Source organism: Saccharomonospora iraqiensis subsp. paurometabolica YIM 90007, assembly GCF_000231035.2.
In the GTDB taxonomy this organism is placed as follows: domain Bacteria; phylum Actinomycetota; class Actinomycetes; order Mycobacteriales; family Pseudonocardiaceae; genus Saccharomonospora; species Saccharomonospora paurometabolica.
The window spans coordinates 56,578-71,301 of record NZ_KI912264.1; the positions used below are offsets into that span (position 1 = coordinate 56,578).

Below are 14,724 nucleotides of genomic sequence, written 5' to 3' on the forward strand. Positions count from 1 at the left end.
GACGACCCCGCCTCCGACGACCCCGCGTCCCGGCCCGCCGCGGCGGCCGTCCGGCCCCGCCGTCCGGCCGACTGCTCGACTCCGACGAACACCATCGCCAGCAGGTACACCACGACGGCCGTGGCGTAGGACCAGTCGCTGTACTGCGACAACGTCTCGTTGACCGGCATCAGCGTGCCTTCCCGTCCTCGAGTCCACGATGTAACAGGTCACCGGTGATCGCGGTGAACTCCTCGCCGTACCCGGCCTGATCGGTCCTGGCCAGGCCGCCCATTTCTACTACTGTACGTCGGAGATCATCGTCCTCGCGTGCGGGTGTGATCCGCATCCAGAACCGGCGGCGTTTGATCGCCAGCGAGGCGCCCAGTCCGAGGAACATCGCGAGCGCGAAGCCGAGCACCCAGCCCTGGGTGGGGTCGTGCGAACCCTGCAACGACACCCACTCCCGCACCCCGTCGAAGCTGATCGTGGTGCCGTCGTCCAGGGTGAGTTCCTCCCCGAGGCGCAGGTTCTCCCGGGCGACCCGTTCGAGCCTGCCGCTGTCCACCAGAGACCGGTCGATCTCGAAGATCGACACGGATCGCCCGGCCTCGACGCCCAGTTCCCCGCGCATCACGTCCACGGCCACCGCGGGGTCGGTCAGCTCGGGGAAGGACGAGCTCAGGATCTCGCCGCGGAACGAGGCGGTCGGGGCGAACAGGCCGGTGATCGCCAGTTGGTTCTCCCGGCGCTTCTCGGGGTCGGTGACCCCGGGCGGGTCGAACTTCGTCGCGCCCTCGGACAGCAGCGTCGTCTGGTCGGTCGGGCGCCACTGGATCGTCTTCGTCCGGACGTCGCCGTCCGGATAGGTCACGGTGAACGTGGGCGCGTACCCGTGTCCGAGGAGGTAGACCCGGTCCCCCGCGGTACGCAGGGGTTCGTTGACCTCCAGGTGGTACGGCCGCCAGGTACCCTCGTCCAGGTCCTCGCCCGACTGGTACTCGAGGTCGGCCTCGTACGCGATGGGCTGGCCCGCGTCGGTGTAGTCCGCCTCGAAGTCGTTGACCCGCACACAGAACCGGTTGAGCTCGGTGCCGTCCACGCGGAGCCCGGGGTCGAACGAGTCGTAGGCATAGGCGCCGGAGTTGCAGAACTCCTGGCCGTCGGCGTGCACGATCACCTGGCCCTCGTAGGAGTACATCGCGCCGAGGCCGAACGCCACGATCAACCCGAGCATCCCGAAGTGGAACATCAGGTTGCCGGTCTCGCGCAGGTATCCCTTCTCCGCGCTGATCGTGCGGACGCCGTGGGCCTCCGCGCGCTCGACCAGCCGCCAGCCGCGCAGGCGCTTCCTGGCCGAGGCCACGATCTCGGCGGGCGCGGCATCCGATTCCGCTCGCACGTGGTGCGGCAACCGCCCGAGGTTCTTCGGCGTGAGCACCGGACCGGCCCGCATCGCGCGCAGGTATTCGAGGGTCCGCGGCAGCAGGCACCCGACCAGCGACACCATCAGCAGCAGGTAGATCGCCGAGAACCAGACGCTGGAGTAGACGTCGAAGAACTGCAGCCGGTCGAGCAGCCTGCCCCACCAGCCGTGCTCGGCGATGTACTCGGCGGTCGCGGCCGCGTTGAGCTGCCGTTGCGGAAGCAGGGCCCCCGGCAACGCGGCCAGCGCGAGCAGGAACAACAGCACCAGGGCCGTGCGCATCGACCGCAGGCCGCGCCAGGTGTTGCGGACGAACGCGAGGGCACGCCGCCACCGGGAGGGGCCCCGGCGCGGGGAGTCGGCCGACGATGTCGGGGTCGCGGTGTCGGTCACAGCGGCAGCTCCGTGTCCGTGATGAAGGCGTCCCGCATCCAGGCCACCATCTCCATCCACAGCCCGGTCACCAGCAGCGTGCCGACGCCGATCAGCATCACGCCACCGATGAGCTTCACCGTCCGGCCGTTGCGGCGCAACCAGTCGGTGGCGCGTACGGCCCAGCGCGCCCCGGCGGCCAGGAACACGAACGGCAGGCCGAGGCCGAGGCAGTAGATCAGCACGAGCAGGAAGCCGCGGGCGGCGGCGTCCCCGCTCGCGCTCGCGATCATGAGCACGCCGGACAGCGTCGGCCCGATGCACGGGGTCCAACCGAGGCCGAACACCGCCCCCAGCACCGGGGCGCCCCACACCCCCGTCCGGGGGACGTGCTGCGGGCGGGTGTCCCGCTGCAGCCCGGGGAACAGGCCGAGGAAGACCAGGCCCATCGCGATGATCACAACCCCGCCGAGACGCTGCAGCAGCTCCTGATTGGCCCAAAGGGTGTCGGCGACCCAGACGAGACCGCCGACGCTGAGGGTGAACACCACGGTGAAACCGAGTACGAAGAGTCCGGCCGCGCCCACGACCGCCCGCCGGCCCTGCTTGCGCTCCTCGTCCGGCCGGACGGCGGGAGCGTCCGAGCCCACCAGGGCGGACAGGTAGGCCAGGTACCCGGGTACGAGGGGGACCACGCACGGTGAGGCGAACGAGATCAGGCCCGCCAGGAGGGCGAGTCCGGCCGCAACCAGGATCGGACCGGACACCGCCAGCTCAGTCACCGCATCCACGCGCCACAGCGTAGGGAATACGACTCGTGTGAAGTCGGCCGGTGGGTTCGGCCCGACGGCGAAGAGACGCAGGACACGCCGTGGACGTCGGGCACCGACCACGTCGACGCCGTCGACGGTGTGGCGGGAACGACCCGCGTCACCGTGAGGACTCGCGGGGCGTCCGAGCACGGGCGCGAGGTGTCGACTCGCGGGCACGAAGTGGCGACTCGCGGGCACGAAGTGGCGACTCGCGGGCGCGAGGTGTCAACTCGCGGGCATGGGGTGGCGACTCGCGGGCGGGGGATGGCGACTCGCAGGGTGGGCGGGTCAGGGGTCCGGGGTCGGTTCGGCGGCGAGGCGGTCGACCAGAGGGCGCAGGTCCGAGGCGAGGACGTCACGGAGGTAGATGGCGGCGACGCGGCCCTGCCGGTCCACGACGATCGTGGACGGGACGACGCTGCGCGGGTAGCCGGTCAGGTTGAGCAGGGAGCGGCCGGACGGGTCGTAGATCGACGGGTAGGTCAGGCCGCGGTCCCGCATGAAGTCCTGCGGCGCCGCACGGTTGTAGTCCCGCAGGTCGATGCCCAGCAGCTGCACACCCTGGTCCCGCGTCGCCTCGTAGAGCCGCTGCAACTCGGGGGCCTCGGTGCGGCAGGGACCGCACCACTGGCCCCACAGGTTGATCAGCAGGACCTTCCCCTCGTAGTCCGCGGCGGCGATCCGGTTGTCCGGGTCGAACAGGTCCTCCCCGGCGACCTCCGGCAACGGCTGCCGCTCGTGCTCCGGGTAGTGGATGTCGGTCTTGCCACCCGGCGAGACGAACTCGAAGTCACCTCCCCGGGCCACCGCGTCGTCGCCGGTGGCACACCCGGCGACGGCCAGCACGACCACCGCGAGCGCCGCCATCAGACGCGCACGCCGACCGGACGGTGTCGCGCCGTGCCCGATCCCCCGCCGCCCGGGACGGGACGGAACTCTCCCCACCGACATTCGACCTCACCTACGCCCTGCTCCGGTGTGCGCGGTGCGCCCGGTCCACCGGCCGGGCGCGCTCACCTCCACTGTGCGTCACCGTGGCCCGGCCGGTCCGGCAGGGGTGGGCCCGACCGTCCGCCCGTCCGCACGGCCGGTACCCGGACCCGCACGGTCGGTGACCGACGGCGGGCCGGGCACCGGCCGCGGAAGCGGGCGCTGTCACCAGCGTCACAACTCGACGACCACGCCCCCGCTGAAGGCGGAGTCGTGCAGTTCGAGCTCGGCCGGGGTCGCGTCGGCCGGGAGGAGAAGGGCCTCGTGTAACAGTCTTGTGTGCCAACGGTGACAGCGCGGCAGTACGCGATGACCCGACAGTGCCGGGCCGTCGACCGTGCGTGTCCGCCGGTGCGGTGTCAGGCGCCGGTGACCGTGGGGTCGGTGGTGCCCGCCGGTTCGCTGTAGACGATCCCGGTGAGGTGCTCACCGTCGAAGACGAGGCTCGTCAGCGACGCGAGGGAGCACTGGCGCCGTCTGGGGTCGTGCCAGAGGCGCCTGCCCTCCAGGAACCGGCGCAGCGTCCAGATCGGGAGCTGGTGGGACACGCACAGGGCCTCGGCGCCCTCCGCCGCCGCGCGGGCGGTGTGCACCGCGCCGAGCATCCGGTGCGCGAGCCCGGTGTAGGGCTCGCCCCACGACGGCAGGAACGGGTTGCGCAGCTTCGACCAGTGCCGCGGCTGCCGCAACGCGCCGTCGCCCACCCCGACCCGCAGGCCCTCGAACCGGTTGTCCGCCTCGATCAGCCGCTCGTCGGTGGTCACCGGCAGCCGGTGCGCCGCCGCGACCGGCTCCGCAGTCTCCTGCGCCCGCTCCAGCGGGGAGGCCACCACGTGCACCAGCGCGTGCGTCGCGAGCGTCTCGGCCACCGTCAGGGCCTGCGCGCGACCGCGCCCGGAGAGCGAGTAGCCGGGCATCCGGCCGTACAGCACGCCCTCCGGGTTGTACACCTCGCCGTGCCGGAGCAGGTGGACGACGGTGCGCGCGGAGGTGGGCCGTCCGGGCGCCGCGGGGACCGGGTCCGCGCCGGCGTCCGGTGTGCCGACCTCGGTCACCTCCGGTGCACGCGGATCCGGCCCCGTCACGGCTTCTCGGCCGCGGCGGCGGCCCGGGCGGCGGCGGGCAGGGCCGCCTCGATGGTCTCGAAGGCGGCGTCGTCCATGGCGGCGTTGACGAACCACGCCTCGAACGCACTCGGCGGCGGGTACACGCCCGCGTCCAGCAGGGCGTGGAAGAACGGCTTGTACCGCCACGTCGCCGAGGCCGCCGCGCTCTCGTAGTCGTGCACCGGCCGGTCGGTGAAGTAGACGCTGAGCAGGTTGCCCGCGTAGGACACGGTGTGCTCGACGCCCTCGGCGCTCAGCGCGGTGCTGAGCAGCCCGCCGAGCCGGTGCGCGTTGGCGTCGAGCGTGCGGTACACCTCGGCGTCGGCCAGACGCAGCGTGGTCAGTCCCGCCGCCACGGCGACCGGGTTCCCGGCGAGGGTGCCCGCCTGGTAGACGGGGCCGCTCGGGGCGAGCTTCGCCATGACGTCGGCCCGGCCGCCGAACGCGGCGGCCGGCAGGCCGCCGGACATCACCTTGCCGAACGTGTAGAGGTCGCCGGCCACGCCGTCGACGCCGTACCAGCCCGCCTCGGACACCCGGAAGCCGGTCATCACCTCGTCCATGACCAGCAGGGCCCCGTGGGCGTGGGCGATCTCGCGCAGCTCGGCGTTGAAGCCGTCCCGCGGGGCGAGGGCGCCCATGTTGCCCGCCGCGGCCTCGGTGATCACGGCGGCGACCGAGTCGGGGTTGTCCGCGAAGTACCGCTTCACGGCCTCGATGTCGTTGTACGGCAGCACGACCGTGTCCGAGGCCTGCGCGCCCGTGACGCCGGGCGAGGTGGGCAGGCCGAGCGTGGCCACCCCGGACCCGGCCTGGGCGAGCAGCGCGTCGACGTGCCCGTGGTAGCAGCCCGCGAACTTGACGACCCCGCTGCGGCCGGTGAACGCACGCGCCAGCCGGATGGCGCTCATCGTCGCCTCGGTGCCCGAGTTGACCAGGCGCACCTGTTCCACCGGTTCGACCCGGCGGATGAGCTCCTCGGCGAGTTCCACCTCGCCGGTGGTCGGGGTGCCGAAGGACAACCCGGACGCCGCCGCCTCCTGCGTGGCGCGCACCACCTCGGGGTGGGCGTGGCCGAGGATCATCGGCCCCCAGGACGACACCAGGTCGACGTAGCGGTGGCCGTCGGCGTCCCACAGGTGCGGCCCCTGTGCCCGCACCATGAACCGCGGGGTGCCACCCACCGACGCGAACGCCCGCACCGGCGAGTTCACCCCGCCGGGCGTGGCGGCCTCGGCGCGTGCGAACCAGGATTTGGACTGCTCGACCGACTGCTCCACTGCTGAACTCACGTTTCCAGTCTCGCAAAGACCCCGTCGGGATGGCGCCCCGGCCGGGCCGCCCCGGCGGCAGCCGCTCGTCGGGGGCGTGGGTCAGCGGTCGGGACCGCCGCGTCGCCGTCGGCGCGTCCGGGTGCCCAGCAGGGTCTGCCTGCCCGCGTCCACGAGGAGCAGCGCGGCGGCGGTGGCCAGGGCGACGGCGAGACCCACCCAGTTGCCCGCGACGGTGCGGGAGACCAGCTCGGTGCCGTCGTCGAGGTGGAACACGACCGTGCCCCAGGCCCGCGACCAGGCCTGCGGGACCATCCACCCGGCGGCACCGGCCGCGAGCACCTCGAGCACCGCCACCACCAGCCGGGCGGGGTGGTACAACCGGGCCGTGGCACGCCCGTGCGACGCGGCAGCGGGTGGGGCGACGTCACTCACGGGGTCGAGTCTGTCACGGCCGTCCGCAGCGCCCGACGCAGTGCGGCACCGTCCCGTGCCCAGGCCCGCACCGTCGTGTCGTCGTCCAGCCGCAGCCGGACCTCGTCGTACCCACGCGGCACGTCGAAGCCTCCCCCGAGGACGCGGCCCCGCCCGGTGTCCCGCCGGTCGGTGGCGTCGGCATTCTCCCCGTCGACCTCGGTGATCCGGGTGAGGGGGAGCCGCTCGGAGCCCTGGCGGAGGTGGGTGTCGTCGACCGCGACGGCGAGGAAACGGCGGCGGGCCGACACCCACAACCAGGTCAGACCGAGCAGCCCGACCGCGACGACCAGCCAGGTCACCGTGTGCGGGCGAAAGCCGTTCCCGATCTCCACGAGCCAGCCCCCGAGCGCGAAGAGCGGCCCCCAGAGCAGGGCGCGGAGGCTCGCGCCCTGCTCGGCGTAGTGCGCCCGGCCGTCGGAGGGCCGGCCCCACGGCGTGCTCAGTGCAGCGACCTCCCCACCTGCGGAAAGTAGTCGGCCACGCTCGGCAGATGGAGCAGGATGGTCGCGAGCGCCGCGGCGAATGCCGCGCCGATCGCCATCAGCCCGGGCAGCAGCAGCGCGACGAGGAGGAAGACGACGGCGAGCACGGTCAGCACGGTGCGCGCCGAGCGGGTGCCCTGCCGCGCCTTGTACGCGAACAGCCAGGTGAACCCGGCCAGCGCGAGCGCCCCCAGGAGCAGCAGCCACAGGAAGTTGGTCACGCTCCCCTCGGCCTGCTCCCGGGTCAGCCCCTCGACGTCCATCTCGAGAAGGGAGTCGACCAGGCTCTCCCGCTGCGGGAAGGTGAGGACGACAGCGGCCACCAGCACGAGGCCGGCCAGGACGTAGAGCCAGAATCCGGCCGTCACCGGGCCGGGGACGGCCGCGTCGTCCCGCTTCTCGCCGGGCACGGCCGGTTCGGGTGGGAGGCCGCGCTTGCGGCGCTGGTCGTCCGACTCGGGTGGTTCCGTCACGGCGGGAGACTCTAGTCGAGCCAGGCCGCGGCCTCAGCCGCCCAGTAGGTGAGGACCAGGTCGGCCCCCGCCCGCCGGATGGACGTCAGCGTCTCCAGCACGGTGCGCTCGCGGTCGATCCAGCCCTTCTCGGCGGCGGCCTCCACCATCGAGTACTCGCCCGAGATGTTGTACGCCGCGACCGGAACCGGGGAGTTCTCCGCGACCGCGCGGACGACGTCGAGGTAGGTCATCGCCGGTTTGATCATCACCGCGTCGGCGCCCTCGGCGACGTCGAGCTCCACCTCGCGCAGTGCCTCCCGGGCGTTGGCCGGGTCCTGCTGGTAGGTGTTGCGGTCGCCCTGCAGCTGCGAGTCCACCGCCTCCCGGAACGGGCCGTAGAAGGCGCTGGCGTACTTGGCGGAGTAGGCGAGGATGCCGACGTCGGTGCGCCCGGCGTCGTCCAGGGCTTGGCGCAGGACACCGACCTGGCCGTCCATCATCCCGCTCGGCCCGAGCATATGGGCGCCCGCCTCGGCCTGGGCGCGCGCCATGTCGGCGTAGCGGTCGAGGGTGGCGTCGTTGTCCACACCGCCCGCGGCGTCCAGCACGCCGCAGTGCCCGTGGTCGGTGAACTCGTCGAGGCAGGTGTCGGCCATCAGCACCGTGTCGTCGCCGAGTTCGGCCCGCAGATCACGCAGGGCGACGTTGAGGATGCCGTTCTCGTCGGTGGCGCCGGACCCCCGCGCGTCGCGGGTGGCGGGCACGCCGAACAGCATCAGCCCGCCCACCCCGGCGCGCACGGCGTCGACGGCGGCCTTGCGCAGGGACTCCCGCGTGTGCTGCACGACACCGGGCATGCTGTCGATCGGCCGCGGCGCCTCGGCGCCCTCGGCGACGAACATCGGGAAGATCAGCTGGCGCGGCCGCAGCGTCGTCTCGGAGACCAGCCGCCGCACGGCGGCCGTACCCCGCAACCGACGAGGCCGATGCTCGGGAAACACCCCGCCACCCTACCGCCCGTCACCACCCGTGCGCCCCCACACCGGCGAGGTCGCCGTGAAGGGCACGTTCCCTGCGTAGGACGCCGTGAGGGGCACATTCACTGCATCACACGCAGTGAATGTGCCCCTCACGGCACAACCCGGCCCCGCGGGGTCAGGAGGAGCGGCGGGTGCGCTTGGCCTTGCGGGGTGGGGGGAGGGCGCCCTCGGCGCGGAGTTTGGCGGCGTGCTCGGCGAGGGCGTCCACCAGCTCCACGGCGTTCGGGTGTTCCGGGCGCACGTCCACCCGCAGGCCGAACTCGGTGGCGGTCTCCGCCGTCTTCGGGCCGATGCAGGCCACCAACGTGCGCGCGTGCGGCTTGCCCGCGATGCCGACCAGGTTGCGCACCGTGGACGACGACGTGAAGCACACGGCGTCGAACCCGCCGGTCTTGATCATCTCGCGGGTCTCGGCGGGCGGCGGCGCGGCGCGCACCGTGCGGTACGCGGTCACGTCGTCGATCTCCCAGCCGCGCTCCTTCAGGCCCGCCGAGAGCGTCTCGGTGGCGATGTCGGCGCGCGGCAGCAGCACGCGGTCGACGGGGTCGAGGACCTCGTCGTAGGGCGGGAACTCCTCCAGCAGTCCCTCGCTGGACTGTTCCCCGGAGGGCACGAGCTCCGGGTAGATGCCGAACGAACGCACCTTCTCCGCGGTGGCCTCGCCCACGCAGGCGATCTTGACGCCGGAGAACGCCCGCGCGTCCAGCCCGAACTCGGCGAACTTCTCCAGCACCGCGCGCACCGCGTTGGTCGAGGTGAACACGATCCACTGGTAGCGCCCGTCGACCAGGCCCTTCACCGCGCGCTCCATCTGGGCGGGGCTGCGCGGCGGCTCCACCGAGATGGTCGGCACCTCGTGCGAGCCGGCGCCGTGGCTGCGCAGCCGTTCGGCCATGTCCCCGGCCTGCTCCTTCGTGCGCGGCACGAGGACCTTCCACCCGTAGAGGGCGCGGGACTCCCACCAGGACAGCTTCTGCCGGTCGCCGACGGCCTCGCCGACGGTGACCACCAGCGGGCCCGCGACCTCACCGGCGTCCGAGGCCAGCGACGACAGCGTCGTCTCCACGGTGCGCTGGGTGTTGCTGGTGCCGTTCGAGGTGACCGCGACCGGCGTCTGCGCCGACAGGCCGTGCTCGACCAGCGCCGACGCCGCCTCGGCGAGGTGGCTCGACGTCGCGTGCAGCACCACCGGGCCCGGCGTGGCGGCCAGCCCGGCCCAGTCGACCTCACCGCGCAGGTCCACCTCGGTGTGCTGGCCACCGAGGGCGACCCCGGCGTAGGCGGGCACGGCGGCGGCGGGCGAGACCCCGGGGACCACGTCGTACACGGCGTTGGTGCGGGCGACCGCGTGTACCTCGGACACCACGGCGGACTGGGTGAGCGGGTCCCCGGCCGTCAGGCGCAGGACCAGCCTGCCCGCCTCGGCCTCCGAGGTCAGGTCCTTGGCGACGTCCCCGGGCTCACCGACGGCGGGGCGAACCTCGGCCTCCGAACCGGCGTAGGTGAGCACACCGGAGGGCACGTCCGGGTCGGTCACCACGAGGTCGGCCTTCGCGAGCAGCTCCTGGGCACGGACCGTCAACAGTCCGGCGTCCCCGGGGCCCGAGCCCACGAAGGCGACGCGCCCCGTGGTCTTGCGTGCGGGGGTCATGTACGTCGTCTCTCCTCGTCCGTCCGCCGTCCGTGACGGCTTGATTCTTCCGCCGTCCGTGACGGCTCGGTTCTTCCGCCGTCCGTGACGGCTCGGTTCTTCCGCCGTCGAAGCGACGGCCCTTTCTCCACCGCCGTCGAGCGGCGGCTCTGATGTCTTCGCGCCGTTTCCGGGCTCAGTGCGACAGTGCGCCCGCGCCGAGGTCGAGCAGCTCCGCGGCCAGCGAGCGCCCGAGCGCGTCCGCGTCGGCGGTCTCCCCGACCGCGGACGCGGAGAGCATCTCCACGGAATCGCCCTCGGCCTCGGTGGCGGCCACCCCGCGCAGCGAGAGTCGCTCGACGACCGCCCCCGCGTCGTCCAGATCCTCCACGACGTCGGCCAGCGCACCCACCGGGGCACTGCACCCGGCCTCCAGCGCGGCCAGCACGGCACGCTCGGCGGTCACGGCGACCCGCGTCCGCTCGTCGTGCACGATCGAGTGGAGCAGGTGCTCGGTGTCCACGTCGTCGACACGGGTCTCGATCGCGAGTGCCCCCTGTGCGGGAGCGGGAACCATCTGGCGCGGATCCAACGTCTCGGTGATCTCGTCGGTCCGCCCGACCCGGGCCAGCCCGGCCCGGGCGAGCACGATCGCGTCGAGCTCTCCCGAGGTCACCTTGCCGATCCGGGTGTCGATGTTGCCCCGGATGGGCACCACGTTCAGCCCGAGTCCGAGCGCCCGCAGCTGCGCCATCCGGCGCGGCGACCCGGTGCCCACGGTCGCCCCGGGCGGCAGCTCGCCCAGGGTGTGCCCGTCGCGGGCGATCAGCGCGTCCCGCGGGTCCTCCCGCGGCGGGACCGCGGCCAGGGTGAGGCCCTCCTCCGCGGCGGTGGGCAGGTCCTTGTAGGAGTGCACGGCGACGTCGACGTCCCCCTGCAGGAGCGCGTCGCGCAGCGCCGAGGTGAACACCCCCACCCCGATCTCCGCGATCGGGGCGGACGAGCGGTCACCCGGCGTCGACACGGGCACGATCTCCACGTGCTGTCCCGCCTCGGTCAACCGCTGCGCGACCGTGCCCGTCTGCGCCATCGCGAGCTTGCTGCCGCGCGTGCCGATCCGGATAGTCCTGTCAGCCACTCTCGTCACCGTCGATCCGACTCGTCTCGGGGGCCGCGGACGGGGTGGACACCGCGGTCGGCGCCTGCGGGTCGAGCCCGAACAGCTCGCGCAGCGCGTTGGCGTAGTCGGTGCCCGCCTTCTGTTCGGCGGCCAGTTGTTTCACGCGCACGGTCGGCGCGTGCAGGAGCTTGTCCACGACCCGTCGCACCGTGCGGCCCACCTCGTCGCGGACGTCGGCGTCGAGGTCGGGGCGGCGGCGGTCGAGCCGCAGCAGTTCGGAGTCGACGACCTCGGCGGCCTGCTTGCGCAGGGCGGTCACCGTCGGGGTGACGGCGGCGCTGCGCTGCCCGGCCAGGTACTCGCGCACCTCGTCGAGCACCAGACCGCCCGCGCGGGCGATCTGCTTCTCCGTGGTCGCCGTCCCCGAGTCGGCCATCCGCTGCCGGATCGTCTCCAGATCCACCAGCGACACCCCGGGGATCTCACCCACCGACGGCTCGACGTCCCGCGGCAGCCCGAGGTCGCAGACCACCAGCGGGGTGTCCGCGGCACCGCCGCGGTCGAGGTCGGAGAAGTGCTCCGCGCCGAGGACCGAGTCCTTCGCCCCGGTGCAGGAGACCACCACGTCGGCACGGGCCAGTTCCGTGGTGAGCTCGCCCATCGACACCGCGCGGGCGAGGATGCCCTGCTCGGCGACCGAGTCCGCGAGCCGTTCGGCCTTCTCCACCGTGCGGTTGGCCACCACCAGGTCACCGATGCCGACCTTGCGCAGCTGCGAGGCCGCCAGCGCCCCCATCGACCCGGCGCCGACGATCAGCGCACGCCTGCCCGCCAGCTCGCCCGCGGTGGCCAGCGCCTCGGACACCACCGAGGCGCCGAGCTGGTCGAGCCCCGTCTCGGTGTGCACGCGCTTGCCGACCCGCAGCGTCGTCTGGATCAGCTCGTGCAGGGTGCGACCGACCGTGCCCGCCTCGCGCGCGGTGGCGTAGGCGGACCGCACCTGCCCGAGGATCTGGGTCTCACCGACGACCATCGAGTCGAGACCGGAGGCGACCGAGAAGATGTGCTCCACCGCGGCACCGGCGTAGTGCACGTAGAAGGTGTCGTAGAGCTCGCCGGGCTCCATGCCCGCCTGCCGGGCGAGCACGTCGGAGATGTCGGCGAGGCCGCCGTGGAACGTCTCCACGACCGCGTAGACCTCGATGCGGTTGCACGTCGACAGCAGCATGACCTCGGAGACGTCCTCGGCGCGGTGCAGCTCGTCGAGGACCTTGACCACCTCGGCGGCCGGCACGGCGGCGCGCTCCAGCGTCACCAGGTCGGCCGTCCGGTGGGACAACCCGATCGCGAGGACACTCACGACGACATCACCGCACCTCCGAGCCCCTCGGCGTCGGCGACCCGGCCCGCACCGGGCCCGCCGTCCGCCCTGCGCGCCACGTGGAAGGACAGGATCTGTAACTCCACAGCCAGGTCGACCTTTCGCACCTCGACATGTTCGGGCACCTGCAACACCACGGGGGCGAAGTTGAGAATGCACTGCACCCCGCCCTCCACGAGCCGGTCGCACACCGACTGCGCCGCCGTGGACGGCGTGGCGATCACCCCGATGGAGATGCCCCGCTCGGCACATACCTGCGGGATCTCCTCCAGCCCGGAGACCGGGAGCCCGCCCACCGGGACCCCGATCAGATCGGGGTCGACGTCGAACAGTGCCTCCACCGGGAAGCCACGTCCCGGGAAGCCGCCGTAGTTGGCCAGTGCGTGCCCGAGGTTGCCGATGCCCACCACGGCGACCCGGTGCTGGCGGGTGAGCCCCAGCGTCCGCTCGATCTGGCCGATGAGCACCTCGACCTCGTAGCCGACGCCGCGCGTGCCGTAGGAGCCGATGTAGGACAGGTCCTTGCGCAGCTTCGCGGAGTTCACCCCGGCCGCGTGGGAGAGTTCCTCGCTGGAGACGGTGGTCGAGCCCTGTTCGGCCAGCGTCGAGAGCACCCGCAGGTACACGGCGAGCCGCGCGACGGCCGCCTCGGGCACCGCCTTGACGGGCAACTCGCCCCCGGCACCCGTGCCCGCGGCGTCGGCGGGGTCAGCGGGGTCGGCGGTCTCCACGGCGGGCATCTCCGCGGTGGGCGCGTTGTCGGCGTCCGGTGCCCGCCGCCCCCGTCCCGAGGCGGACGAGGACCCGTTGCGCCGGCCGCGCTGTGCCACCACGCTGGTCTCCTGTCGCCGACGAAGAAATTCACTCTTGACCCCACGGGGGCGGGTGGTGTTCGATACCCGACCCCACGCGGCAATGGCACTACGGTAGCCACTTGTGAACGTGGGCACAAAGTAGCTGGTCGCAGCTTTGACGCAGGCCACACCGGGGCTTCGCCCGGCCACGGCGAGCCGTCCACCACCGTACCGACCGACGTCGGTGTGCGGCCCGACCGACGACGTGCGCCGGATCGCACTCCGCGCCCCGGGAGCACGCTGTTGCCGTGCAGGGCACATCCACCGCGTGTGACGCAGGGAGTGTGCCCCACACACGGGGCTCGACGCAGGGTAGGTGCCCCTCACGGGCGCGCGGTGAACGACACCGTGTGCCATCCGGTCGCGCCGTCCGGCAGCACCGGGGCGCGCTCGCCCGTCTGCACCCGGCCCGCCGCATCGACGGCGCGGCAGGCGATCCGGTGCTGTCCGGGCGCGCGGACCCGGACGTCGGCCCGCCACATCCGCCATGTGTCGTCGCTGACGTCCGCGGCGAGGTCGGCGTCGACCCACGGCCCGTCGTCCAGCCGCACCTGCACCCGGTCGATCCCGGTGGGCTGGGCCCAGGCCACCCCCGCCGCGGTGACCGTGCCGACGGGTACCTCGGCGCCCTCCCGGGGCGTGTCGACCCGCGACTGCGTCTTCACCGGCGCCTCGCGGGCCCAGTTCCGTTCGCGCCAGTAGGCGCTCCGCGCGTCCCAGGTGGTGACCTCCAGGTCGACGACCCACTTGGTGGCGGAGACGTACCCGTACAGGCCGGGGACGACGAGACGGGCGGGGAAACCGTGCTCGAGCGGCAGCGGCCGCCGGTTCATCCCGACCGCGAGCAGGGCGCCGCGTGCGCGGTCGGTGACCGCGCCGATCGGGGTGCCGCAGGTCCAGCCGTCCGCGCTCGTGGAGAACAGCTGCTGCGCACCCGGCCGGACCCCCGCCTCGGCGAGCAGGTCGGCCAGCGGCACGCCGGTGAACGCGGACGTCGACACGTACGGACCGCCCACCGGGTTCGACACGCAGCACAGTGTCACCCGGCGTTCCACGAGCTCGCGCGCACGGATGTCGTCCCAGGTGAGGGTGAGTTCGCGGGCGACCATGCCGTGGATGCGCAACGACCAGTCCGCGGGGCGGACCCGGGGCACCACGAGGGCGGTGTCGATCCGGTAGAAGGCGTCGTTGCGCGTGACGAACGACGGGGTGCCCAGCCGCCGGAAGTCCGCCCCCGGCGGCAACGGCGGCGCGGGGCGGTCCGGTCGGATACGGCCCAGCGCGGCGCGCGACTCCCGGGCACCGTCGCCGAGCAGTTCCCCGCCGACG

Annotated in this window: 14 protein-coding genes; all 14 read right to left on the reverse strand. The window is 73.1% G+C overall.

What is annotated here, in order from left to right; translation table 11 throughout:
• Positions 1-169 precede the first annotated feature (169 nt).
• Positions 170-1,798, reverse strand: coding sequence for a cytochrome c biogenesis protein ResB (gene resB, locus SACPADRAFT_RS0224020; RefSeq protein WP_007024513.1), 1,629 nt, complete (start codon positions 1,796-1,798; stop codon positions 170-172).
• A complete protein-coding gene (locus SACPADRAFT_RS0224025) occupies positions 1,795-2,568 on the reverse strand; it encodes a cytochrome c biogenesis CcdA family protein (protein WP_007024514.1) in 774 nt (257 codons plus the stop codon). Before SACPADRAFT_RS0224025 ends, resB begins: the two co-directional genes overlap by 4 nt.
• 309 nt (positions 2,569-2,877) lie before the next feature.
• A complete protein-coding gene (locus SACPADRAFT_RS0224030; protein WP_007024515.1) occupies positions 2,878-3,456 on the reverse strand; it encodes a TlpA family protein disulfide reductase in 579 nt (192 codons plus the stop codon).
• A gap of 482 nt (positions 3,457-3,938) precedes the next feature.
• Entirely contained in the window at positions 3,939-4,547 is a 609-nt protein-coding gene (locus SACPADRAFT_RS0224035) for a histidine phosphatase family protein (RefSeq protein ID WP_028662731.1), read from the reverse strand.
• 113 nt (positions 4,548-4,660) lie between these two features.
• A complete protein-coding gene (hemL, locus tag SACPADRAFT_RS0224040; protein WP_007024517.1) occupies positions 4,661-5,965 on the reverse strand; it encodes a glutamate-1-semialdehyde 2,1-aminomutase in 1,305 nt (434 codons plus the stop codon).
• A 93-nt stretch (positions 5,966-6,058) separates the two neighbouring features.
• The gene (locus SACPADRAFT_RS29670) at positions 6,059-6,391 is read right to left on the reverse strand and encodes a hypothetical protein (RefSeq protein WP_007024518.1); all 333 of its coding nucleotides are present in this window, start codon (positions 6,389-6,391) and stop codon (positions 6,059-6,061) included.
• Positions 6,388-6,765, reverse strand: coding sequence for a DUF3093 family protein (locus tag SACPADRAFT_RS0224050; RefSeq protein ID WP_007024519.1), 378 nt, complete (start codon positions 6,763-6,765; stop codon positions 6,388-6,390). Before SACPADRAFT_RS0224050 ends, SACPADRAFT_RS29670 begins: the two co-directional genes overlap by 4 nt.
• Positions 6,766-6,872: 107 nt before the next feature.
• A complete protein-coding gene (locus SACPADRAFT_RS0224055) occupies positions 6,873-7,388 on the reverse strand; it encodes a hypothetical protein (protein WP_007024520.1) in 516 nt (171 codons plus the stop codon).
• A gap of 11 nt (positions 7,389-7,399) precedes the next feature.
• On the reverse strand, positions 7,400-8,371 hold the full coding sequence (gene hemB, locus SACPADRAFT_RS0224060; RefSeq protein ID WP_007024521.1) for a porphobilinogen synthase: 972 nt from the start codon (positions 8,369-8,371) through the stop codon (positions 7,400-7,402).
• A gap of 154 nt (positions 8,372-8,525) precedes the next feature.
• Complete coding sequence (locus tag SACPADRAFT_RS0224065; protein ID WP_007024522.1) at positions 8,526-10,061, reverse strand: bifunctional uroporphyrinogen-III C-methyltransferase/uroporphyrinogen-III synthase; 1,536 nt, start codon at positions 10,059-10,061, stop codon at positions 8,526-8,528.
• A 175-nt stretch (positions 10,062-10,236) separates the two neighbouring features.
• Positions 10,237-11,178, reverse strand: a complete 942-nt coding sequence (gene hemC / locus SACPADRAFT_RS0224070; protein WP_040924818.1) for a hydroxymethylbilane synthase — start codon at positions 11,176-11,178, stop codon at positions 10,237-10,239.
• Positions 11,171-12,520: a glutamyl-tRNA reductase gene (locus tag SACPADRAFT_RS0224075; RefSeq protein WP_007024524.1), complete on the reverse strand. Its 1,350-nt coding sequence runs from the start codon at positions 12,518-12,520 to the stop codon at positions 11,171-11,173. The genes hemC and SACPADRAFT_RS0224075 overlap by 8 nt, the downstream gene beginning before the upstream one ends.
• The gene (locus SACPADRAFT_RS0224080; protein ID WP_007024525.1) at positions 12,517-13,374 is read right to left on the reverse strand and encodes a redox-sensing transcriptional repressor Rex; all 858 of its coding nucleotides are present in this window, start codon (positions 13,372-13,374) and stop codon (positions 12,517-12,519) included. Before SACPADRAFT_RS0224080 ends, SACPADRAFT_RS0224075 begins: the two co-directional genes overlap by 4 nt.
• Positions 13,375-13,718: 344 nt before the next feature.
• Positions 13,719-14,724 (reverse strand): molybdopterin-dependent oxidoreductase (locus SACPADRAFT_RS29675; RefSeq protein ID WP_040924819.1); only part of this gene is annotated, 1,006 nt, incomplete at its 5' end.

Excerpts from the sequence above, each read along its gene's own strand:
- SACPADRAFT_RS0224030 (WP_007024515.1), bottom strand. The coding sequence starts at position 3,456 with ATGGCGGCGCTCGCGGTGGTCGTGCTGGCCGTCGCCGGGTGTGCCACC.
- SACPADRAFT_RS0224065 (WP_007024522.1), bottom strand. The coding sequence starts at position 10,061 with ATGACCCCCGCACGCAAGACCACGGGGCGCGTCGCCTTCGTGGGCTCG.